General features: G+C 62.8%; 14 protein-coding genes. All 14 read left to right on the top strand.

Annotation, left to right across the window (positions count from 1 at the left end; translation table 11 throughout):
- Nucleotides 1-19: 19 nt before the first annotated feature.
- From ABID19_RS00775 to ABID19_RS00710, 14 genes are read left to right on the top strand one after another with little or no spacing between them, the layout of a single operon-like run.
- Nucleotides 20-481 carry an Hcp family type VI secretion system effector gene (locus ABID19_RS00775; protein ID WP_006329708.1) on the top strand — a complete coding sequence of 154 codons (462 nt, stop codon included), beginning with the start codon at nt 20-22 and terminating at the stop codon, nt 479-481.
- The gene (gene tssE / locus ABID19_RS00770; protein ID WP_354488254.1) at nt 468-1,223 is read left to right on the top strand and encodes a type VI secretion system baseplate subunit TssE; all 756 of its coding nucleotides are present in this window, start codon (nt 468-470) and stop codon (nt 1,221-1,223) included. The genes ABID19_RS00775 and tssE overlap by 14 nt, the downstream gene beginning before the upstream one ends.
- A 3-nt stretch (nt 1,224-1,226) precedes the next feature.
- Nucleotides 1,227-3,101 (top strand): type VI secretion system baseplate subunit TssF, encoded by a 1,875-nt coding sequence (tssF, locus tag ABID19_RS00765; protein ID WP_354487218.1) that lies wholly within the window; start codon nt 1,227-1,229, stop codon nt 3,099-3,101.
- Nucleotides 3,065-4,186 carry a type VI secretion system baseplate subunit TssG gene (gene tssG, locus ABID19_RS00760; protein WP_354487216.1) on the top strand — a complete coding sequence of 374 codons (1,122 nt, stop codon included), beginning with the start codon at nt 3,065-3,067 and terminating at the stop codon, nt 4,184-4,186. Before tssF ends, tssG begins: the two co-directional genes overlap by 37 nt.
- Nucleotides 4,183-5,646 (top strand): type VI secretion system-associated FHA domain protein TagH, encoded by a 1,464-nt coding sequence (gene tagH, locus ABID19_RS00755; RefSeq protein WP_354487214.1) that lies wholly within the window; start codon nt 4,183-4,185, stop codon nt 5,644-5,646. Before tssG ends, tagH begins: the two co-directional genes overlap by 4 nt.
- A gap of 3 nt (nt 5,647-5,649) precedes the next feature.
- Entirely contained in the window at nt 5,650-6,102 is a 453-nt protein-coding gene (gene tssJ / locus ABID19_RS00750) for a type VI secretion system lipoprotein TssJ (RefSeq protein ID WP_354487213.1), read from the top strand.
- A gap of 38 nt (nt 6,103-6,140) precedes the next feature.
- Nucleotides 6,141-7,475 (top strand): type VI secretion system baseplate subunit TssK, encoded by a 1,335-nt coding sequence (gene tssK / locus ABID19_RS00745; protein WP_352931618.1) that lies wholly within the window; start codon nt 6,141-6,143, stop codon nt 7,473-7,475.
- Nucleotides 7,476-7,479: 4 nt separating this feature from the next.
- Nucleotides 7,480-8,802: a type IVB secretion system protein IcmH/DotU gene (gene icmH / locus ABID19_RS00740; RefSeq protein ID WP_354487211.1), complete on the top strand. Its 1,323-nt coding sequence runs from the start codon at nt 7,480-7,482 to the stop codon at nt 8,800-8,802.
- Nucleotide 8,803: 1 nt separating this feature from the next.
- Nucleotides 8,804-12,340, top strand: coding sequence for a type VI secretion system membrane subunit TssM (gene tssM, locus ABID19_RS00735; protein ID WP_354487209.1), 3,537 nt, complete (start codon nt 8,804-8,806; stop codon nt 12,338-12,340).
- Nucleotides 12,322-12,864 (top strand): type VI secretion system-associated protein TagF, encoded by a 543-nt coding sequence (gene tagF / locus ABID19_RS00730; protein WP_354487207.1) that lies wholly within the window; start codon nt 12,322-12,324, stop codon nt 12,862-12,864. Before tssM ends, tagF begins: the two co-directional genes overlap by 19 nt.
- Entirely contained in the window at nt 12,864-13,979 is a 1,116-nt protein-coding gene (locus ABID19_RS00725; protein WP_354487205.1) for a DUF2169 family type VI secretion system accessory protein, read from the top strand. The genes tagF and ABID19_RS00725 overlap by 1 nt, the downstream gene beginning before the upstream one ends.
- Nucleotides 13,976-14,989: a 3-oxoacyl-ACP synthase gene (locus ABID19_RS00720; RefSeq protein ID WP_354487204.1), complete on the top strand. Its 1,014-nt coding sequence runs from the start codon at nt 13,976-13,978 to the stop codon at nt 14,987-14,989. Before ABID19_RS00725 ends, ABID19_RS00720 begins: the two co-directional genes overlap by 4 nt.
- Nucleotides 14,986-16,053 (top strand): DUF4150 domain-containing protein, encoded by a 1,068-nt coding sequence (locus ABID19_RS00715; protein WP_354487203.1) that lies wholly within the window; start codon nt 14,986-14,988, stop codon nt 16,051-16,053. The genes ABID19_RS00720 and ABID19_RS00715 overlap by 4 nt, the downstream gene beginning before the upstream one ends.
- Nucleotides 16,054-16,084: 31 nt before the next feature.
- Nucleotides 16,085-17,041 carry a hypothetical protein gene (locus ABID19_RS00710; protein WP_354487201.1) on the top strand — a complete coding sequence of 319 codons (957 nt, stop codon included), beginning with the start codon at nt 16,085-16,087 and terminating at the stop codon, nt 17,039-17,041.
- Nucleotide 17,042 lies beyond the last annotated feature (1 nt).

Genomic DNA, 17,042 nt, shown 5'->3' with positions numbered 1-17,042 from the left:
AAAGCGGTGGAGAAAGACTATGCCCACAACAGTGAAGATCGATGGCTTTCTAAAGGTTCCGGATATCAAAGGTCCAAGCGTTCGAGACGGCCACGAAGATGAAATCGAAGTCCACGGGGTCGATTACAAGATAATCGCGCCATACGATCCGAATTCGCTCTCACGCCGCGGTCGTGTGTCCCTCGGCATGATCAAGTTCACCAAGCATTATGACAAGTCGTCGCCTTATTTGAAAAAGGCGCTGTTCGACAACAAGGCGTTGGACGAAGTTGTGTTCTCCGCACGCCGGACCATTGATGGGGAGACCAGCGACTACCTGGTCGTTACGCTGACCGACGCCTCGATCATGGAATACGACATGTCGCAGGCCGAGGACGAGGAAGACCTGATCCAGGAGGAAGTCAGCTTCGCCTACAAGAAGATCAAGTTCGTCTATGACAAGGATGACGAAATCGAAATGGATGTCTATGTCGGCAAGTGAGGCCCGGCGGCCCGGCGCCGACAAGTCACAGGTTACCGGCAGCTCGCGAGCGAAACGCGAAGCGGTCCAGCCCTCTCTTTGGGACCGCCTCGTCAACGACCTGCCGGGCGTGACCTCGGAAATAGACGGACTGCGCCAGGTCTTGCACGACGAACTTGGCGCAGACCGGCTGGACATCCTTGTTGCGGGAACCCCGCGGATCATCGACGCCGACGCCGAGCTCACATCCGATCAGAAGCAGCGTCTGCACCGCCTGATCTTTCAAACCCAGCATCGCGCGGAGATCGAAAGCCGCGGCGTGGTCGTATCCGCCCGCGTGCTCAGGGAGGCTGTGCGACGCGACATCGAGGCGCTGTTCAACACCGAGCGCTTCGAGGCTGTTCCACTTCTTTCCGATCTCGAAAACGAACAGGCCGCCGACAACCCACCATCGCTTACCGATTTCCCGGAGGTTCGCCGAAGTGTGGTCAACTACGGCGTGCCTTCGTTTTCAGGCCGATCCTCCCGCGACTTTGATCGCGAAGCCCTGGCGCGCGAGATCCGTTCCATACTCGCCACGTTCGAGCCACGTCTCAAGGAGGGCGCAACAAAGGTTACGGTGACCCTTGGCGACAGAACCGTGGGGCTGAAGATCGAGATAGACGCTGTGCTGATCATGACGCCGACGCCGGAACGCATGCGCCTGCGCACCACGATCAATCTCGATAACGGCTTGGCGCGGACCGAATTTAGGGAAGCCTGAGAGATGGATCGGGTCTTCGTAGAATATTACGAGGAGGAACTGACCCATATCCGTGCACTCGCGGCGGAATTTGCCGACATGCATCCGGCTGTGGCGCGCAATCTTTCGCTCGATACGGTCCCGTGTCCGGATCCTTATGTCGAGCGGTTGCTTGACGGCGTTGCTTTCCTTGCCGCGCGCACCCGGCTGAAAGTCGATGCGGAGCGCTCGCGATTTTCACGCAGCGTGCTCGATGTCCTCTATCCCGATCTGGTTTCGCCGGCGCCGGCAACGGTGATGGCCGTGCTGAAGCCCGGCCAGCAGGTCCAGTCGATGATTGCCGGCCATGTCATCAAGCGGAACACGCGGCTGGTCTCCAGCCTGCAACCCGGCCTGTCGACGCGCTGCACCTTCACCACCGCGCAGGAAATGACGCTGTGGCCGGTAGCCATCACTTCGGTCGGCTATTTTCAGGACCGCAGCGCGCTGGCGGCGGCCGGCATAACGCCGATCGGCGGTGTGGGCGGCGAGGCAGCGCTCCGCATCACGCTGGCTCGAACCGGAAAAGGCAAGCTCAACGAACTGGCGCTCGATCGGCTCGATCTCTATTTTGCCGGACGCACCAAGGCGCCGCTTTTGTTTGACGCGATCTTCGGCGCGTGCTCGGCTGTTGGCGCACGCGCCGAAGGCAAAACCAACCCGCTATTTGCCCTGCCGGGACCCGAAATGGTCGGCATCGGCGACGACGAGGCCTTGATGCCTCGTACCCGTCCGACATTCGAAGGGTACCGTCTGCTGCGCGAATATTTCATGATGCCCGAGCGCTTCCACTACGTACGGGTTTCGGGGCTGCGACCCGTCATCCGCAAATGCGAGGCAGGGATCGAGATCCTCTTCATGTTCCGGCGTCCGGTGCCTGAGCTGGCGGACGTGACGGCGGCCGATTTCGAGCTCTTCGCAACCCCGATCATCAATCTGTTCGAACGCGAGTGCAACGTCATCGAGCTCGACCCCCGCAGGACGCGGCAAGTGCTGCACGCCGACCGTACCCGAGCGCGGGATTTCGAAATCTACCGGGTCACCCGCGTCGAGGATGCCGATACTGAAGGCAACGAAGCCGAAATTCCCGAACTCTTCAGCCTCGGGCAAAACCGCGGCAGTGGCTGGGTTTATTCAACCGAACGGCGCCCTCGCCGGGCCACCGAAGATGAACGGCGCGACGGCCTGACCCGCACTTCATACACCGGGGATGATGTCTTCCTAGCGATTTCACGTCCGGTCGCAAGCCCGGTGAACCGGCCGCTGAAACGTCTCGACGTTATGGCGCTTTGCACCAATCGCGATCTGCCGATACTCGACGACAACCCGACCTTGACGCTGGAGACGGGCGATCCGGTCGAAGCGGTCAGGCTTCTCGGCGCGTTGCGCCCGCCCCAGCCGGCTATCCCCGCAGCGCTGCCGTCGGGCGCCGAGCACGAGTCCCGCGCCGACAATCTCGCCTGGCGGCTGGTGGCGCAACTCGCGCTCAACTTTCTCAGCCTTGCCAAGGAAGGTCGCGGAGTCGATCCGCTGCATGCGCTGCTCGATCTTTACGCCGATCGGGGAGATCCAAGCCTCGCCCGCAACGTGCATTCGATCGTTCGCATCGACTCGCGGTCGGTCATCGAACGGCTGCAGATCGATGGGCCGATGTGCTTCGGACGGGGCACGGAAGTGACGTTGCATGTGGACCAGTCTGTGTTGGCGGGGCAAAGCACATTGCTGCTTTCGGCCTTGCTCGCGCGGCTGTTTGCCCGCCACGCCGGAATAAACGGCTTTGTGCGGACCCGCACGCGGCTGCTGCAGAAACAGGAGGATGTGCCATGGCCGATGACGCCCGGCAATCGCTACCTGATCTAGACACATTCGACCCGGACCGGGCCGAGGAGCTGTCTGAAACGTTCGACTTCTTCGAACTGTTGCGTCGGCTCGAACGGAGAGGCGGGCTGTTCGGCTATTCCGGCCAGCCGGATCGCGAGCCGGCAAGGCTCGGACAACATGTGCGTCTCAGCTTTACCGCCAAGGACGTGGTTGAGTTCCGCGACGCAAAGGACAAGACCCCAGGGAGCGACAAGTCCTCGGGGAAGGACAAGTCCTTCGGAAACGACAGGGCCCCGGCCCGGGTCACGGTTGCAAATCTCGGGCTGATGGGACCTGAAGGCCCCTTGCCGCTGCATCTGACGCGTTGGGTGCTCGATCGCCTGTCGCAGCGCTGGTTCACCGGCGCCGACGCGCGGCAGACCAGCGACACGACCTTCGTGGATTTCGTCAATATTCTTCAGCACCGCATGATCGCCCTGTACTATCGGGCCTGGGCGGATGCTCATCCTGCGGTACAGGTGGAACGCGCGGTCGGCGGCCGCGTTCGCGCCATGCTTGAAGCCATGGCTGGGATCGGCTTGCCTGGCACTGGGAATCCCGATCTCGACACGGTGAAGCTTCGCCAGGCCGCTTCGCTCGCCAGCCAAGTCGACGGCCCGGAGCGGCTGACGCTGTTCCTGGCGGAAGCGTTCAAAGTGCCGGTCCAGATCAAGGAATTCGTCGCCGCGTGGATAGCCATACCAGCCTCGCTCCAGACGCGCCTTGCCAAGGCCTACGCTGCGCTCGGTCGCGGGGCGACGATCGGCCCGCGCGTCTTCAGCCGTCAAAGCCGGATCGAACTCCGCGTCGGCCCGCTCGGATATGAGGACTTCAAGGCGTTCCTGCCGGGTGGTCAGCGTCTGAAATTGTTCAAGCAGGCCGTTCGCGACATGGTCGGGGAAGCGCTCGACGTCGATCTGCGGATCGTGCTCGCGCGAGACGTCGTGCCGCCGTCGCGTATCGGAGCGATACAGCTTGGCCGGACCGCCTGGCTTGCGCGGCCCCCCGAAAGGGGAGATGCTGACGATATGCGGCTGCGGACGATCGTCGGATGGCGGCCGGAAATGGCGGAGGTCGCGGCATGAGCCTGCTGCTGACGCTGGAGCAAGGACCACGTACCCAGGCGGTAAGGCAGACCCGGCTGGACGAGGGTGAGCTGGTGATCGGCCGCAGCGCAGATGCCGGGTGGCAGATCGACGATCCCGACATGTTCGTTTCGCGCGCCCATTGCAAGATCACCGGCGGGCGAGATGGATATTTCGTTACCGACACGTCGAGCAGCGGGCTGTTCATAAACGATTCCGACAGCCCGCTTGGCGCAGGCGCGTCGGTCCGTCTTCAAAACGGTATGCGGCTGAGGCTGGGTGATTACATCGTATGCGTCGATCTGCAGATGCCGGTCACTCAAGCACAAGCAGCCAACCAATCGGTCACGGAACGGTCGCCGGTGGCATCACGAGCGCCGGTAAGCATCGGCCGCGATGATTTCTTTTCAGCCACGGTCGAAGAAGAGCCGCGGCGACCACGTCCCGCCGATTTGCCGAGCCCATTCGAGCAGCCAGTTCCAGGAGCGTTCGAGCGTGCCAACCAACGCAGTTCGCCTGCTTTCGACGACCCGTTTAGCCTCGACCCGGTAGCAACGCCCGCGCCGAACGGCGCTGCCTATCCCGAACCACGTGGTGCGCCAAGCTCCGCGGACCCATTCAGCCTCGATCCGGTGGCTTCCCGCAATGGGGCAACCGAGTCCGCTCCAGGAAAGTCATTCGAATTCGACGACGATTTTGGTTTCGGGCCGGCCGCGAAGCACGATTCGAGAAACGGCGCAGGCTCGACCGGTCAACGCGAACGCGCCGCCGTAAGACCGCAACCCGCCAACCCCTGGGACCTGCCTGCGCAACCGGCAGAGGCGCCTACTCCACCAAAAACGGGCGCTGCTGCCAAACCCGCCCGGTCGCCGGCGACGGCGCAGCAGGAGGACATGGCCCTTCGCGCCGCGTTCCTGCGCGGCATGGGGATCGAGGAAGCCGATTTTCCCGGACGCGACAGTGTCGCGGAAATGGAGAAGTTCGGTCGCGAGTATCGGCTGATGATGGAAGGCCTGATGCAGCTTCTGCGCAAGCGAGCCGAGGAAAAGGGAAGCGCTCGCGTCGCCCAGACGATGGTCGGGGCCTCTGAGGTCAATCCGCTCAAGTTTCTGCCGACGGTCGACGATGCCATTGTGACTATTGTCGCCGAGCGCAGCCCCGGATTTCTCGCCGGCGAAGCAGCAATCGCCGACGCGGTCCGCGATCTCGCGCAACATCACGTGCGCGCCTGGCGCGGCGTGCAGACCGCCTTGCGGCGGATGATCGACCGCTTTGATCCGGCGGCGATCGAGGAAGAGCTGAAATCGAATTCCACGATCGGCACCCTGCTTTCAGGCGGGCGCGGCGCCAAGCTATGGGAACTCTACCAGAAACGCCATCGTGAAATCGCCCAGAACGCGGAGACGAGCTTTCTTGGCGAAATTGGCGCGGATTTTCGGGACGCATATGAGGAGGAGTGAGACATGATCGATCGACGCGAATTCGTCATTGCCCTGGGCGCGACGGGGCTGCTTACGGCTTGCCAGAGCGGTCCGCCAAAGCCGTCGGCCATCACGGTCAACCTGACCGGCGCGGCCGGCATGAACCCCGGACCGGGTGGCGGCGATCGGCCAGTGACCGTCCTGGTGATGCGGCTGCGCAGCACCGGTAAATTCAATTCAGCCGATTACTTCGCGCTGCAGGGCGATGCCGGCTCCGCGCTCGCAGGCGATCTCATCGGATCCGACCAGATGTCAGTCGCGCCGGGAAAGACCGTGACCAAAATCATTACCGTCGAGCCGGACGCAACCGCACTGGGCTTCGTTGCGCTGATCCGCGAGCCCGGCGGCAGAAACTGGCGGACGACCAAGTCAGTTTCGCCGGGGTCACAGTTTACCGTCAATGTAACGCTTGGCAGCGGTGGCGTTTCCGCCTAGCGGCCAAGCAAGGGGTGCTCGATGCAGAGAGTGGCGGCATGAGCGATGCAAACAGGGTGCTGTGGTCCGAAGGACTGTTTCTGCGGACCCAGCATTTCCAGCAGCAGGATCGTTTTTTCGAGGCGACTGTGCGCGGCGCTTTGCAGGCCGGGCAGTTGCACACGTTCGGCTTTCAGCAGCTGACGCTGGACCAGGCAATGCTCGATGCCGGCCAGGTCTCGATCCTGTCGGCACGGGGCATCTTTCCGGACGGAACCCCCTTTTCGATCCCGGACCTGATGGACGCGCCGCGACCGCTGCCGGTGACGCCGGATACGGGCGCCGGAGCGGTGCTGGTCGCCTTGCCGCTCGAACCTCCCGGCGGCGTCGGCTTCGATCCAGCGCATGCTGCGTCCACGGGCGCGCGCTATCACGGAAAGATCGTTTCGGTCCGCGACGCTGTCCAGGGCGGTTCGGACGCTGAAGAGATCGAAATCGCTCGTCCTCAAGCATTGCTGCTTGCCCCCGGAAAATCGGTTGGCGGTTACACCGCCTTGCCCATAGCCGATATCAAGGGCGTCCGAGCCGACGGTGGGGTGTCCCTGGATGAGACGTTCCTGCCCCCGACCTTGGTTACTGGCGCGGTGGCCTGGTATCGGCAATTGCTTCTGGAAGTCGTTACGGGCCTCGACCAGATCGCCGAGGCGCATGGCAAGATGGTTATGGGCGGGCCAGGCCGCAGCGTCGAAGATTTGTTGATGCTCAATCTCGCCAATGCGGCGCGTCCCCGACTGGCCCACATGCTGGCGCAGGATGTTTTCCATCCGGCCGAACTTTATCTTGAGCTTGCGGGTCTCGCCGGCTCGATGGCGACCTATGGCTCCAGCGCGCGGCGGCTGGGCGAATTGCCGGCTTACGATCACATGTCACCCGGCCCCGCATATTCAGCGCTTGCGGATGCGCTGCGCTCTCTCATCCTGAGCCTGCGCTACATCGAGCCGAAATCACGCGCCCTGCCCGTCATGCGGCATTCGACCAATGTCTGGAAAATCCGCATCGACAACCCGAAGCTTCTGGTGGCCAGCCGGATCGTCATCCGGGTCGGGTCCGAGCTGTCGGAGGACGCGCTGCGCAAGATATTCGTCAACCAGGCGACTGTCGGCGCAGCCGATCAGTTCGAAGGCTTATGGAAGTCCCGCCTGCCCGGCATCCCGCTTAAACCGCTGCATTCGCAACCCCGCGAAATCCCCTACGATGGCGATCGGCTGTGCCTTGAGCTGGACCAGAAGAGCGAGCACTGGGCCTCGCTGCTCGATGCCCCAGGCTTCGTCATCGGCGTTTCGGGCGTGTTGCCGAGCGAGCCGCAGGTGGACTGCTATTCGGTGAACAGGTGAAATCATGAGCCGGGATGATCCATTCGGGCTTTCGGAGGATCGTGAACGCACTCGCATACGGCTGACCGGCGCGCCGATGCCGCGCCCGATGGCGCCGCTCTTGCCAGGCGCGCCGATAAAACGGTCCCGCACCCATCCGAACGCACTTGTGAATGCATTCGCACCTTTGCTCGAGTTCGCGCCCGAACTTGAAAGCGCGCTGCCGCCGGAGAATCCGGAAGCGCTGCGCACCCGGCTGCTCGACGAACTGGTTCGGGCACGCGATACGGCAATGGCGGCGGGATCCTCGCTGGAGCGGGCCGATCAGGCAGCCTGGGTGGTGGCGGCGCTGCTCGACGATCTGGCGTTGAACACGCCATGGGGCGGTGCAAGCGCATGGCCGCGTCAGCCGCTTGTGGTCATGCTTCGTGGCGATGTCGATGCCGGCACGCAGTTCTTCACCCGGCTTGATGAACTGGAGCGTCACCCGAACCGAGATCGGGAATTGTTGGAACTGCAATACCATTGCCTGGCGCTCGGCTTCCGGGGCAAATATCGCGTGCCCGGCCGGTCGGGCGACCGTTCGCTCAATGCCGTTCGCGTGGCGGCGGCACGCTTCCTGCGCGACACCGACGCCGAAGCCGCGCCGCTATCGCCCAACTGGAAAGGCGTGATCGCCTCTGACGAGCCGCAGCGCTTCATCGTTCCGATCTGGGTGATGGCGCTCGCCGCCGCCGTTGTCGCCACCGCAATCCATATCGGGCTCTCGATGGGACTGAGCAGCCAGGCGGTCGAGCTTTCCGCCCTTGTTCGCGCCCTGCCGCCTCCCACCCGCGGTGATATCAGTCGCACGTCGCCACAGGTCGACGCGCCACCGCCGGAGGCCGTGGATTTTGCGCTGTTGCCGGAATTTCAGGCCGGGGCGCCGGCCAACCTCAAGTCGGCCCTCAGAGGCACCGAGAGCGTCTCGCTGGCGAAGCTGGTCGTTCAAGCCTCGAACCCCGAACTGTTCCAGTCGTCGCGAGCACAACTGACAGAAGGTTTCGAGCCGCTGATCGGTTCTATCGCCAAGGTCATCCTCGCCAATCAGGAACTGATCGGCGACATCACGGTGGTCGGTCACACCGACAGCGTTCCGCTGCAAAGCTCCAATCCGCTCTCCACCAACCAGCGGCTGTCCGAAGCGCGCGCGGCGACCATTGCCGACATGCTGGTTCAAAACGGAGTGCCGCGGGACCGCGTTCGTTCCGAAGGCCGCGCAGCCACCGATCCCATAGCCAAAAACAACACGCGCCAAGGCCGGGCCCTCAACCGCCGTGTCGAGGTGCTGGTCGAAAAGAGGCTGTGAGATGTTCATCCTGCGCTTCCTCTGGGCGGTTCTGACATCGCGCTGGCTTTGGACGCTGATCGGCATCACGCTGCTTTCCCTGGTTATCTGGGTGTTCGGTCCGATCGTCAGGGTTGGCGCCTACGAACCCTTCGCCTCGGAAAATGTGCGCATCGTCATCATTGCGCTGCTGGTCATCTTCTGGCTGATCTGGCTGATCGTCGCCCAGCGCCGGGCGATCCGCGCCAACCGCATGTTCGTCGCCGAGATCGCCGCGCCAGCGGTGGAAAAGCCGCTCAGCCCAGGCGAGGAGAACGTCGCCGCCGTCGGTGCCAAGTTCGCCGAAGTGATGGCCGAACTGAAGCGCCGCAAGCTGGGCGGGCGCAAGTTCCTGCGCGAGATGCCCTGGTACCTGATCGTCGGGCCGCCGGCTACAGGCAAGACCACGGCCCTGCGGCAGTCCGGGCTGAACTTCCCGATCGACCTCACCGACGACCTGCAAGGCGTTGGCGGAACGCGTAACTGCGACTGGTTCTTTTCGGAGAACGCGGTTTTGATCGACACGGCTGGCCGCTATGTCCAGCAGGAGAGCCAGCCCGACGTCGATGCGGCGGAATGGCTAGGTTTCCTCGACCTTTTGAAGAAACACCGGGGCCGTCGGGCGCTGAACGGGGTGATCGTCGCGCTATCGATCGATGTGTTTTCGGAGGGCGACGAAGCCATCAAGGCACATGGCCGCAAGATCCGCCGTCGGCTGGCTGAGCTCAACGACCGGCTCGAGATCCGCCTTCCTGTCTATCTGATGCTGACCAAGGCCGACCTGATCAAGGGTTTCGAGGCTTTCTTCGGCGGCCTTTCGACGGCCTCGCGCGAGCAGATCTGGGGCACGACCTTCGCGCTGGATGCACGTGTGGATGCAAAGACCATAGAGCGGGAAATCGCCACTCTGGCGACGGAACTCGAGCGGCGGCTGGTGCCGCGCCTGGAGGACGAGGACAAACTCGCCGCCCGCGCCGAGATCTTCCGGTTTCCCGCCCAGCTCGCGAGCCTGTCCGAACCAATCCAGGTGCTGATCGAGGCAATGTTCGGCGAAAGCCGGTACGAGGAAGCCGCCTGGCTGCGCGGCCTCTATCTGACGTCAGCGACGCAGGAAGGGGCGCCCATCGACCGGCTGGCCGCGGCGCTGTCTTCTTCCTTCGGTCTTCCGCCGCGACGGGCCATGCCGGCGCAGCGCATCGAAAAACGCAGCTTTTTCCTGAAGAACCTGCTGACCGAGGTCATCTTCAGGGAAGCGGGCCTGGGGACGTTCGATCCGCTGGCGCAGCGCCGCCGCACCTGGATCTGGCGTGGCGCCGCAGCCGCATGTGCCGCCGCGGCCATTTTGGCCGGCGCAATGTTCACCTGGTCCTACTATGACAACCGCAATGCGATCGCGGCGCAGGCAAGCCAGTTCGAGGCGCTGCAGACGCCTCTGACCACGGTCGCGGCAACCCCGGCGTCGGTGGAGCAGCCGGCCATCGATGGCGCGCTCAACGCGATGGCCGAGGTCGCAAATGCCCGAACGGCACCGCCTGACAGGGCCCAGGATCTGCTCGGACCGTCGGCCTCGGCGGAACTGCTGCGCGCGCAGGCCGACACCTACGACCACGCTCTGCGCAACGTTCTCGAGCCACATATGATCGCTCTGCTCGAGGCAACCATGTGGCGGCAGATCCGCGATCCGGATTTCATGCTGGGCGCGCTGAAGACCTATCGCATGATGACAGGCCTGTCGCAGATGGATCCCGATTTCGTCCAGAACTGGTGGGTGAACGACTTGCCCGAATTCGCACCGGCGGCGCCCTTCCCGACCGCCGACGCGGAGGAGCATCAGCTTGCCGCGATCCGCCGCATGGCGGTCGACGACAGCTATATCGCGCCGGATCAGGCGCTGGTTGCCGAGGCGCTGAAAACAGTCTGCACGATTTCGTTGCCGGCGCGTGCCTACAGGCAGCTGCTGGCCGACCCGGCGGTGGCCGGGCTCAAGGAATGGATCCCCGCGAATTTCGCCGGACCCAACGGCGGCAAGGTTTTTGCGCGGCGTTCCGACAAGACGCTTCGCGTTGGCATTTCGGGAGCATTCACCTATTCCGGCTTCCACGATGCCATTCTCGACCGGGTGGAGGATGTCGCCGCCCAGGCGGCGTTGGATCGGGCGGTCTTCGCCGGCGGCTGCTCGGAGAATTCCGAAACCTCTGTCTCGGCGCTGTCCGAGGATATTCTGAAGCTCTATTACGAAGACTACATCGCCCAATGGGACAGTTTCCTGCGCGATATGACGCTCGCGCCATTGACCGACCTGAATGTCGCCAGCGAGAATCTCAAGGACCTTTCAAGCGCCGATTCCGCGCTGAAACGCCTGCTTACGGCAGTCATTCAGGAGACCGACCTTACCCGATCCGATGAAGCACCCGCCGATAACAAGGCAGCGGCCAAGGGCGGCTCGAAACTACTCGGCAAGCTGGGGAAGCTGGGAAAGATCGTCAAGACGGGCGCAAAACTACTGCCACGCGCCGGCTCCCCCGACGAAGTGGATCTTACCGGCAATCTTGTGGCCGAACACTTCAAGCCGCTCAAGGGCGCAATCGCCGAAGTTGACGGCCAGCCGCCGGCACTCGACGCAGCGGTGGTGGCCCTGACCGCCCTGTCCAACGTGCTGCAGACGGTCACGGCCAATCCCGACCCCCAGGACGCCATCAAGAAGCAGGGCGGCCTCGCCGAACTGACGGGAGCGGTCGCCAGGCAAGCGCAGATCCTGCCCGATCCGGTCGACGACTGGCTCGGCGGCATCGCCGGCGATACCAGCGGCCTAACGCAGAAGGCGGTCACCTCGGAGCTCAACGCCATCTGGCGCGCCGACATCCTGCCATTCTGCCAGGCGGCGCTGAACGACCGATATCCCTTCAGCCCTGAAAGCGCGGTCGACGTCAATGTCCGCGATTTTTCTCGCCTGTTCGGACCGGCCGGGATGATCGACGCCTTCATCAACGATCACCTGATCAGCTATGTCGACACCGCCAGCCAGCCATGGAAATGGCGTGCCGACTTCGGCCTAGACCCGGCGGCTCTGGCAGCGTTCGAACAGGCCAGGCGGATCCGCGACGACCTCTTTCCCGGCGGTACCGGCCCGGTGATGAACTTCACGCTCGAGCCCAAAGATCTGTCTCCGAACGTCACACGCGTCACACTCAATCTCGATGGCCAGAACCTCGTCTACTTCAACAACGCGACGCGCCCGCAACCGATGACATGGCCCGGCAAGGACGGCACCGGCGTCATCTCGCTTGCCTTCCAGCCGATCGACGGCTCACCCGAAATTATGCTCAACGAGACCGGCAGTTGGGCATGGCTGCGGATGCTGCGCAGCGGCCGCTTCACCGGTACGTCGCTGTCCGATGTCTACAGCCTGCGATTGGGGACGCAAGGCATGTACGCCGATTTCGAACTCAGGGCAGCAAGCGTCGAAAACCCCTACAATCTTCAGATGTTCAAGAAGTTCTCATGTCCGCCCCAGATATGATCCTGCCCGGCTTCTACGGCAAAATGCCTGCCACCGGCGATTTCGTCACGCGGCGGCTGCCGGGGGACTTTGTGCGCGTCTGGGACCGCTGGCTGGCGCTCCACATCGTCCCGCTGATGGGCCGAGATGGGTGGCCCGGCAGCACCGCGTTGCGCTTCCTGGCCGGCCCGGCTTGCTTCGGCGCATCGGCAGGCATTGTTCTGCAGAGCGCCGACAGGGTCGGGAGGCAGTTTCCGCTGAGTGTCGTCGCGCAGCTCTCCGATGCTTCCTTCCAGCTTACTCATGGCGACGGTTGGTTCGACAGCATCGAGGCTGCGGCCTTCGCCGCACAACGCGGTGTGCTCACACCCGACGAACTGGATGCCGCACTGACCGCCCTGCCGGTGCCATCCATTAAGGAGGACGGAGATGTCATCGACGACATGGTGATGTGGACCGCCCGCTCGGACATTTTCGACGTCGACCCGCAATCGCCGCAAGCGACGCTGGAGCAGATTTTCGCCGCCAACTGGGAGACCAGCTGATGCAGATCTGGAACCAGATGGGTTATCCGCACCAGTTCACGGCAGCAACGGATATTGCAGGGCACGATTGGCTTGTCGTGGTGGTGAAGGGTACCTTCGATTTTCCGAAGTCACCTGGCGGAAACGTGCGCAAATCGGCGGAACAAGTTCCGCTGGTTTTCGCCGACACGCAAACAGGTGAACCGGGTTATTCCGCCACACTCTGGGAAACCGACTTCGCATTTCGCAAGCCGCGCTGCGACGTGATTGCCAACGGCTGTGCTTACGCACCTGGCGGCCGGCCGGCCGAGCGTGTGCCTGTCGGCATCAAGATCGGCAACTGGTCGAAACTCTTCGAGGTGGTGGGCAATCGCGAATGGCGCTCCATCGGCCCGCTTTTCACAGCCACATCGCCGCAGCCCTTCCTCAAAATGCCGATCACCTACGATCGGGCTTGGGGTGGCATCGACCGGTTGAACCCGGAGGAGAAGCTGCCGGGCGCTTATCTGCGTAATCCAGTCGGCACCGGTTGGTCGCAGACAAAAAATCAACGCCTGATTCCCGGCCTGCGCCTACCGAACACGCAGAGGCCCGGCGAAGACATCCGCACGCCCTTCGGCGACTACAACCCGATGAGTTTCGGGCCGATGGGCCGCGGTTGGCCGGGCCGCATTGAATATGGTGGCACCTACGACCAGAACTGGATCGACAACGTCTTCCCCTTCCTGCCGCGGGATTTTGACGAGCGCTATTTCCAGATGGCCCCGCCTGACCAGCAGATCGACTTCCCGCGCGGCGGCGAGGAGGTGCAACTCGTCAACCTGACGCCGGAAGGACGCGTGATTTTCCGCTTGCCGCCGACTGGGCTGGAGATGACCTTGCTCAAAGGCAGAACCAAGGCCTTCGAGGGGGTGCTGCGTCCCGACACGATCCTGTTCGATCTGGAGAAGCGGCGGTTCTCGCTGGTGTGGCGGGTGTCTCAACGTCTACAACGCACGATTCTTGAGTTCTCTGAATGCTGGGTCGGTCCACCGACGCCTGGCATGAGGCACGCACGGGCAACCGGCAAACAGTATGTCGGCCTCTCAAAGATGCGTCCTCGCGTCGAGGAGGGCGGAGAGTCGGAGGCGGCATGACGGCTCCACTCAGCATCATATCCGCAGGTATGGTCACTGCCGTTGGGCTGGATGCGCCCTCGAGCTGTGCAGCCATGCGCGCCAGACTTGATGGCTTCCAAGAGACCCGCTTTCTCGGCCCCGACGGCGACCGGCTGATAGGCGCGCCTGTCCCGCTGCCACGAAACTGGATGGGCGAAAAGCGCTTGGCCCATATGGCGGCCGCCGCCATCGTCGAAGCGTTCGACGCTGTGCCCGAGGCCCGCGGCCGAACGGCCCTCATACTCTGCCTCGCCGAGGAGGGCCGCCCCGGGCGCCAAGCACCTGACAGCCAACAGTTGCTCATCAAAATCGAGCAAATAGCCGAGATCGGCAGCCCAATTCCCACTCGCGTCGTCGCGCATGGCCGCCCTTCTGGCCACGTCGCCCTTGATGCAGCTCGCCGTCTGCTTGTCTCGAGGGCGGCTGCCTTCGTAATGATCGTCGGGGTCGACAGCTATCTGACTGCGCAGTGCATCAGTCACTATCTCGAGCGGGATCGACTGCTGACAAAGAAGAACTCGAACGGCTTCATCCCGGGCGAAGCCGCTGCCGCGATCCTCTGCGCCCCCTCGGGCGGCCGCGTCCGGCTCACGGGCCTAGGCCTCGCGCGGGAGAAAGCTCCCATCTACAATGAGGCGGATATTCCCTTCCGAGGTGAAGGGATGGCAACAGCCTACAAGGACGCGTTTGCCGGATCAGGCTGCCTCCATTCCGATGTCACTCTCAAAATGGGAGACCTGGTCGGCGAAACGTACTGGTTCCAACAGACAGCCCTGGCCATGCTGCGCACCCAGCGCGAGCGGTCGCCGGTTCAGCCAATATGGACATTGGGTGGGAGCCTGGGGAATATCGGGGCTGCCGCTGTTCCTGCCATGCTTGGCTGGGCACTCGCCGCGATGGAGCGTGGCTACGCACCTTCGGGACCGATCTTGGTAGAGGCCTCGGGCGACGACGGCGCCTGCGGGGCCGCCGTGGTGGCGGCAAAATGACGGTTTTCGCAAACGGGCGAGAAATCTCATCCGAGGCGCAAGGGTGCAAGGTAATTGCGGCGTTTCCCGATGTCTGTTTCACACCGCCCGAAAATCCTGCAACGCCACCGGGCGTGCCCGTTCCTTATCCCGATTTCGGGTTCGACTCCGATCTGGCTTCCGGCAGCGGTACCGTCAAGATCGGTAACAAGCCGATAAGCCAGGAGAATAGCAGCAAGTACAAGAAATGCTCGGGCGATGAGGCAGGGGCGGCCGCGAAAAAGGGCATCATTACTTCGAAGAACACCGGCAAGATCTACGCGCAGGCCTGGTCATCTGATGTCAAGGTCGAGAGCAAGGGCGTTGTGCGGCTGGGCGACATGTCCACCAGCAATCATGCAAGCAATACGGGCGACGCGCCGCCGATGGTCATCGCTGGCATGCCCGCGCCGCCGACCTTCGAAACGGACACCTGCCTCGTCGGGTCCTACGAGGACACCCAGGGCACTTGTGCCGATCGCGGAGGTCAGGCGCACCATATCATTCCCGATGAGTATCTTCGTAAGACGAACCGGGAAAAGGCCGAGGCTACAGCAAAGCGGGTGGCGGGCACGAAAAGGAAGGATACGACACGATTGGACGACACCTTTCCTAGGATCGATCAGGGCTGCTGCATCTGCGTCGGCGGAAACGCCAACGGCGCCGCGGCAAACGAGGCGAGACCGACCACGAAGAAGGGTAAGCAGGCGAAAACCGCGATCGTCGCGAAAGGAAAAGCCCATGCCAAGACTTCTGGCGGCAAGAGCCTGGCGACGCTGCGCGGTCATGGCTTTCTACATCAGTTCGACGACAAATTCCGTAAGCTGAGCCCGACAGTCGACAACGCATTGGACACCGCAAACGACCTCCTGGACGAGATCGTCGAGTACGAACAAGGCGGCGTCGACGCTGAATGCGCCGAAAAAGCAAAGGAATGCATCAAGAAGCAATTCGCGGCCGCAAAGGAGAAGGGCGCCAAGCTCAAGCAGATCACGCCGAGGAGCGAGGAGTCGATCGAAAGACGCCTTGAGCGGCTCGACGTATAATCCTGAAAGAAACCAACCCTAAGAGGGAATCATGTACACCCTGCCCATCTCCGACACCACGGCCATCGCAATTGACGACGACGAGGAGGATTCCTGGTGGGTTCATGTCGTCGACTTCGAGGCCAAGACGATCGAAAGCTTTTCCGTCGAAGGGCTGGGGACTGTTCAGTCGGCGCATTACGACGCAGGTCGCGGGCTGATCTGGGTCATCGTTGACGGTACGATTTTCGCCATCCAGCGCTCAAAGCGGAAGATGTTCGAGATATCGCCGCCGCCGGAGCCGTTTTACGTCTATTCGGTAATCGGCGAAGGCACTCATATCTATGTCAGCGGCGAGTATTCCAATCTCTGGCGGATTACAGTTTCTGGGCTACAATGGGAGCCGCTGCAGACGCCGGAGCCGAAGCCCCCCAGGTCGGATGACGAGAAACAGCAGACGCGGCGGGTACGGGCATACGCCCGGAAGTATCCGCCCTATTATTTTGGCTTCAAGGTCGGCGATGACTATGTCTTCTGCGGTGCATTGGGCGCTCTGGCCCGGGTCCGCGGCACGTCCGTCGAAGCGCAGGCAATCGACACTGGCGCGCGTCTGGTGACTGGTCGCGTCGAGGGCGCGCAGATTTCGCTTTCCGCAGACAGTCCCCGCGCTGAAATCTATCTAGGAGACTTCGACGAGGGCTTTGAGGTTATCTTCTCGGACAATCAGCGCTCGCTCCATCGCACGGCGATTCATGCGGGTCGCCGCTACATCGGCATCGCAGAGTATCCGCCCTCAGACCTTCACAACCTCTATGTGCATGAAAAAGGTGAACTCGTTCCCATCGAGACCGATTGCGCGAGGGAACCGCTACAACTGATTTCGCTGTCGTCGACGGGGGTCGCGCTTTGGGCGATCGATACGATCGGCATGTTCCGGCTGTCGGGTGGCACCTGGACGCTTGTGGAGGTCGACGATCTGCGCAGCGGCGTCTGGCCCAAAGGCGGCTGAT

Source organism: Mesorhizobium robiniae (assembly GCF_040545535.1).
Taxonomy (GTDB): Bacteria; Pseudomonadota; Alphaproteobacteria; order Rhizobiales; family Rhizobiaceae; genus Mesorhizobium; species Mesorhizobium robiniae.
This window is presented reverse-complemented; position numbering and strand designations above follow the sequence as displayed.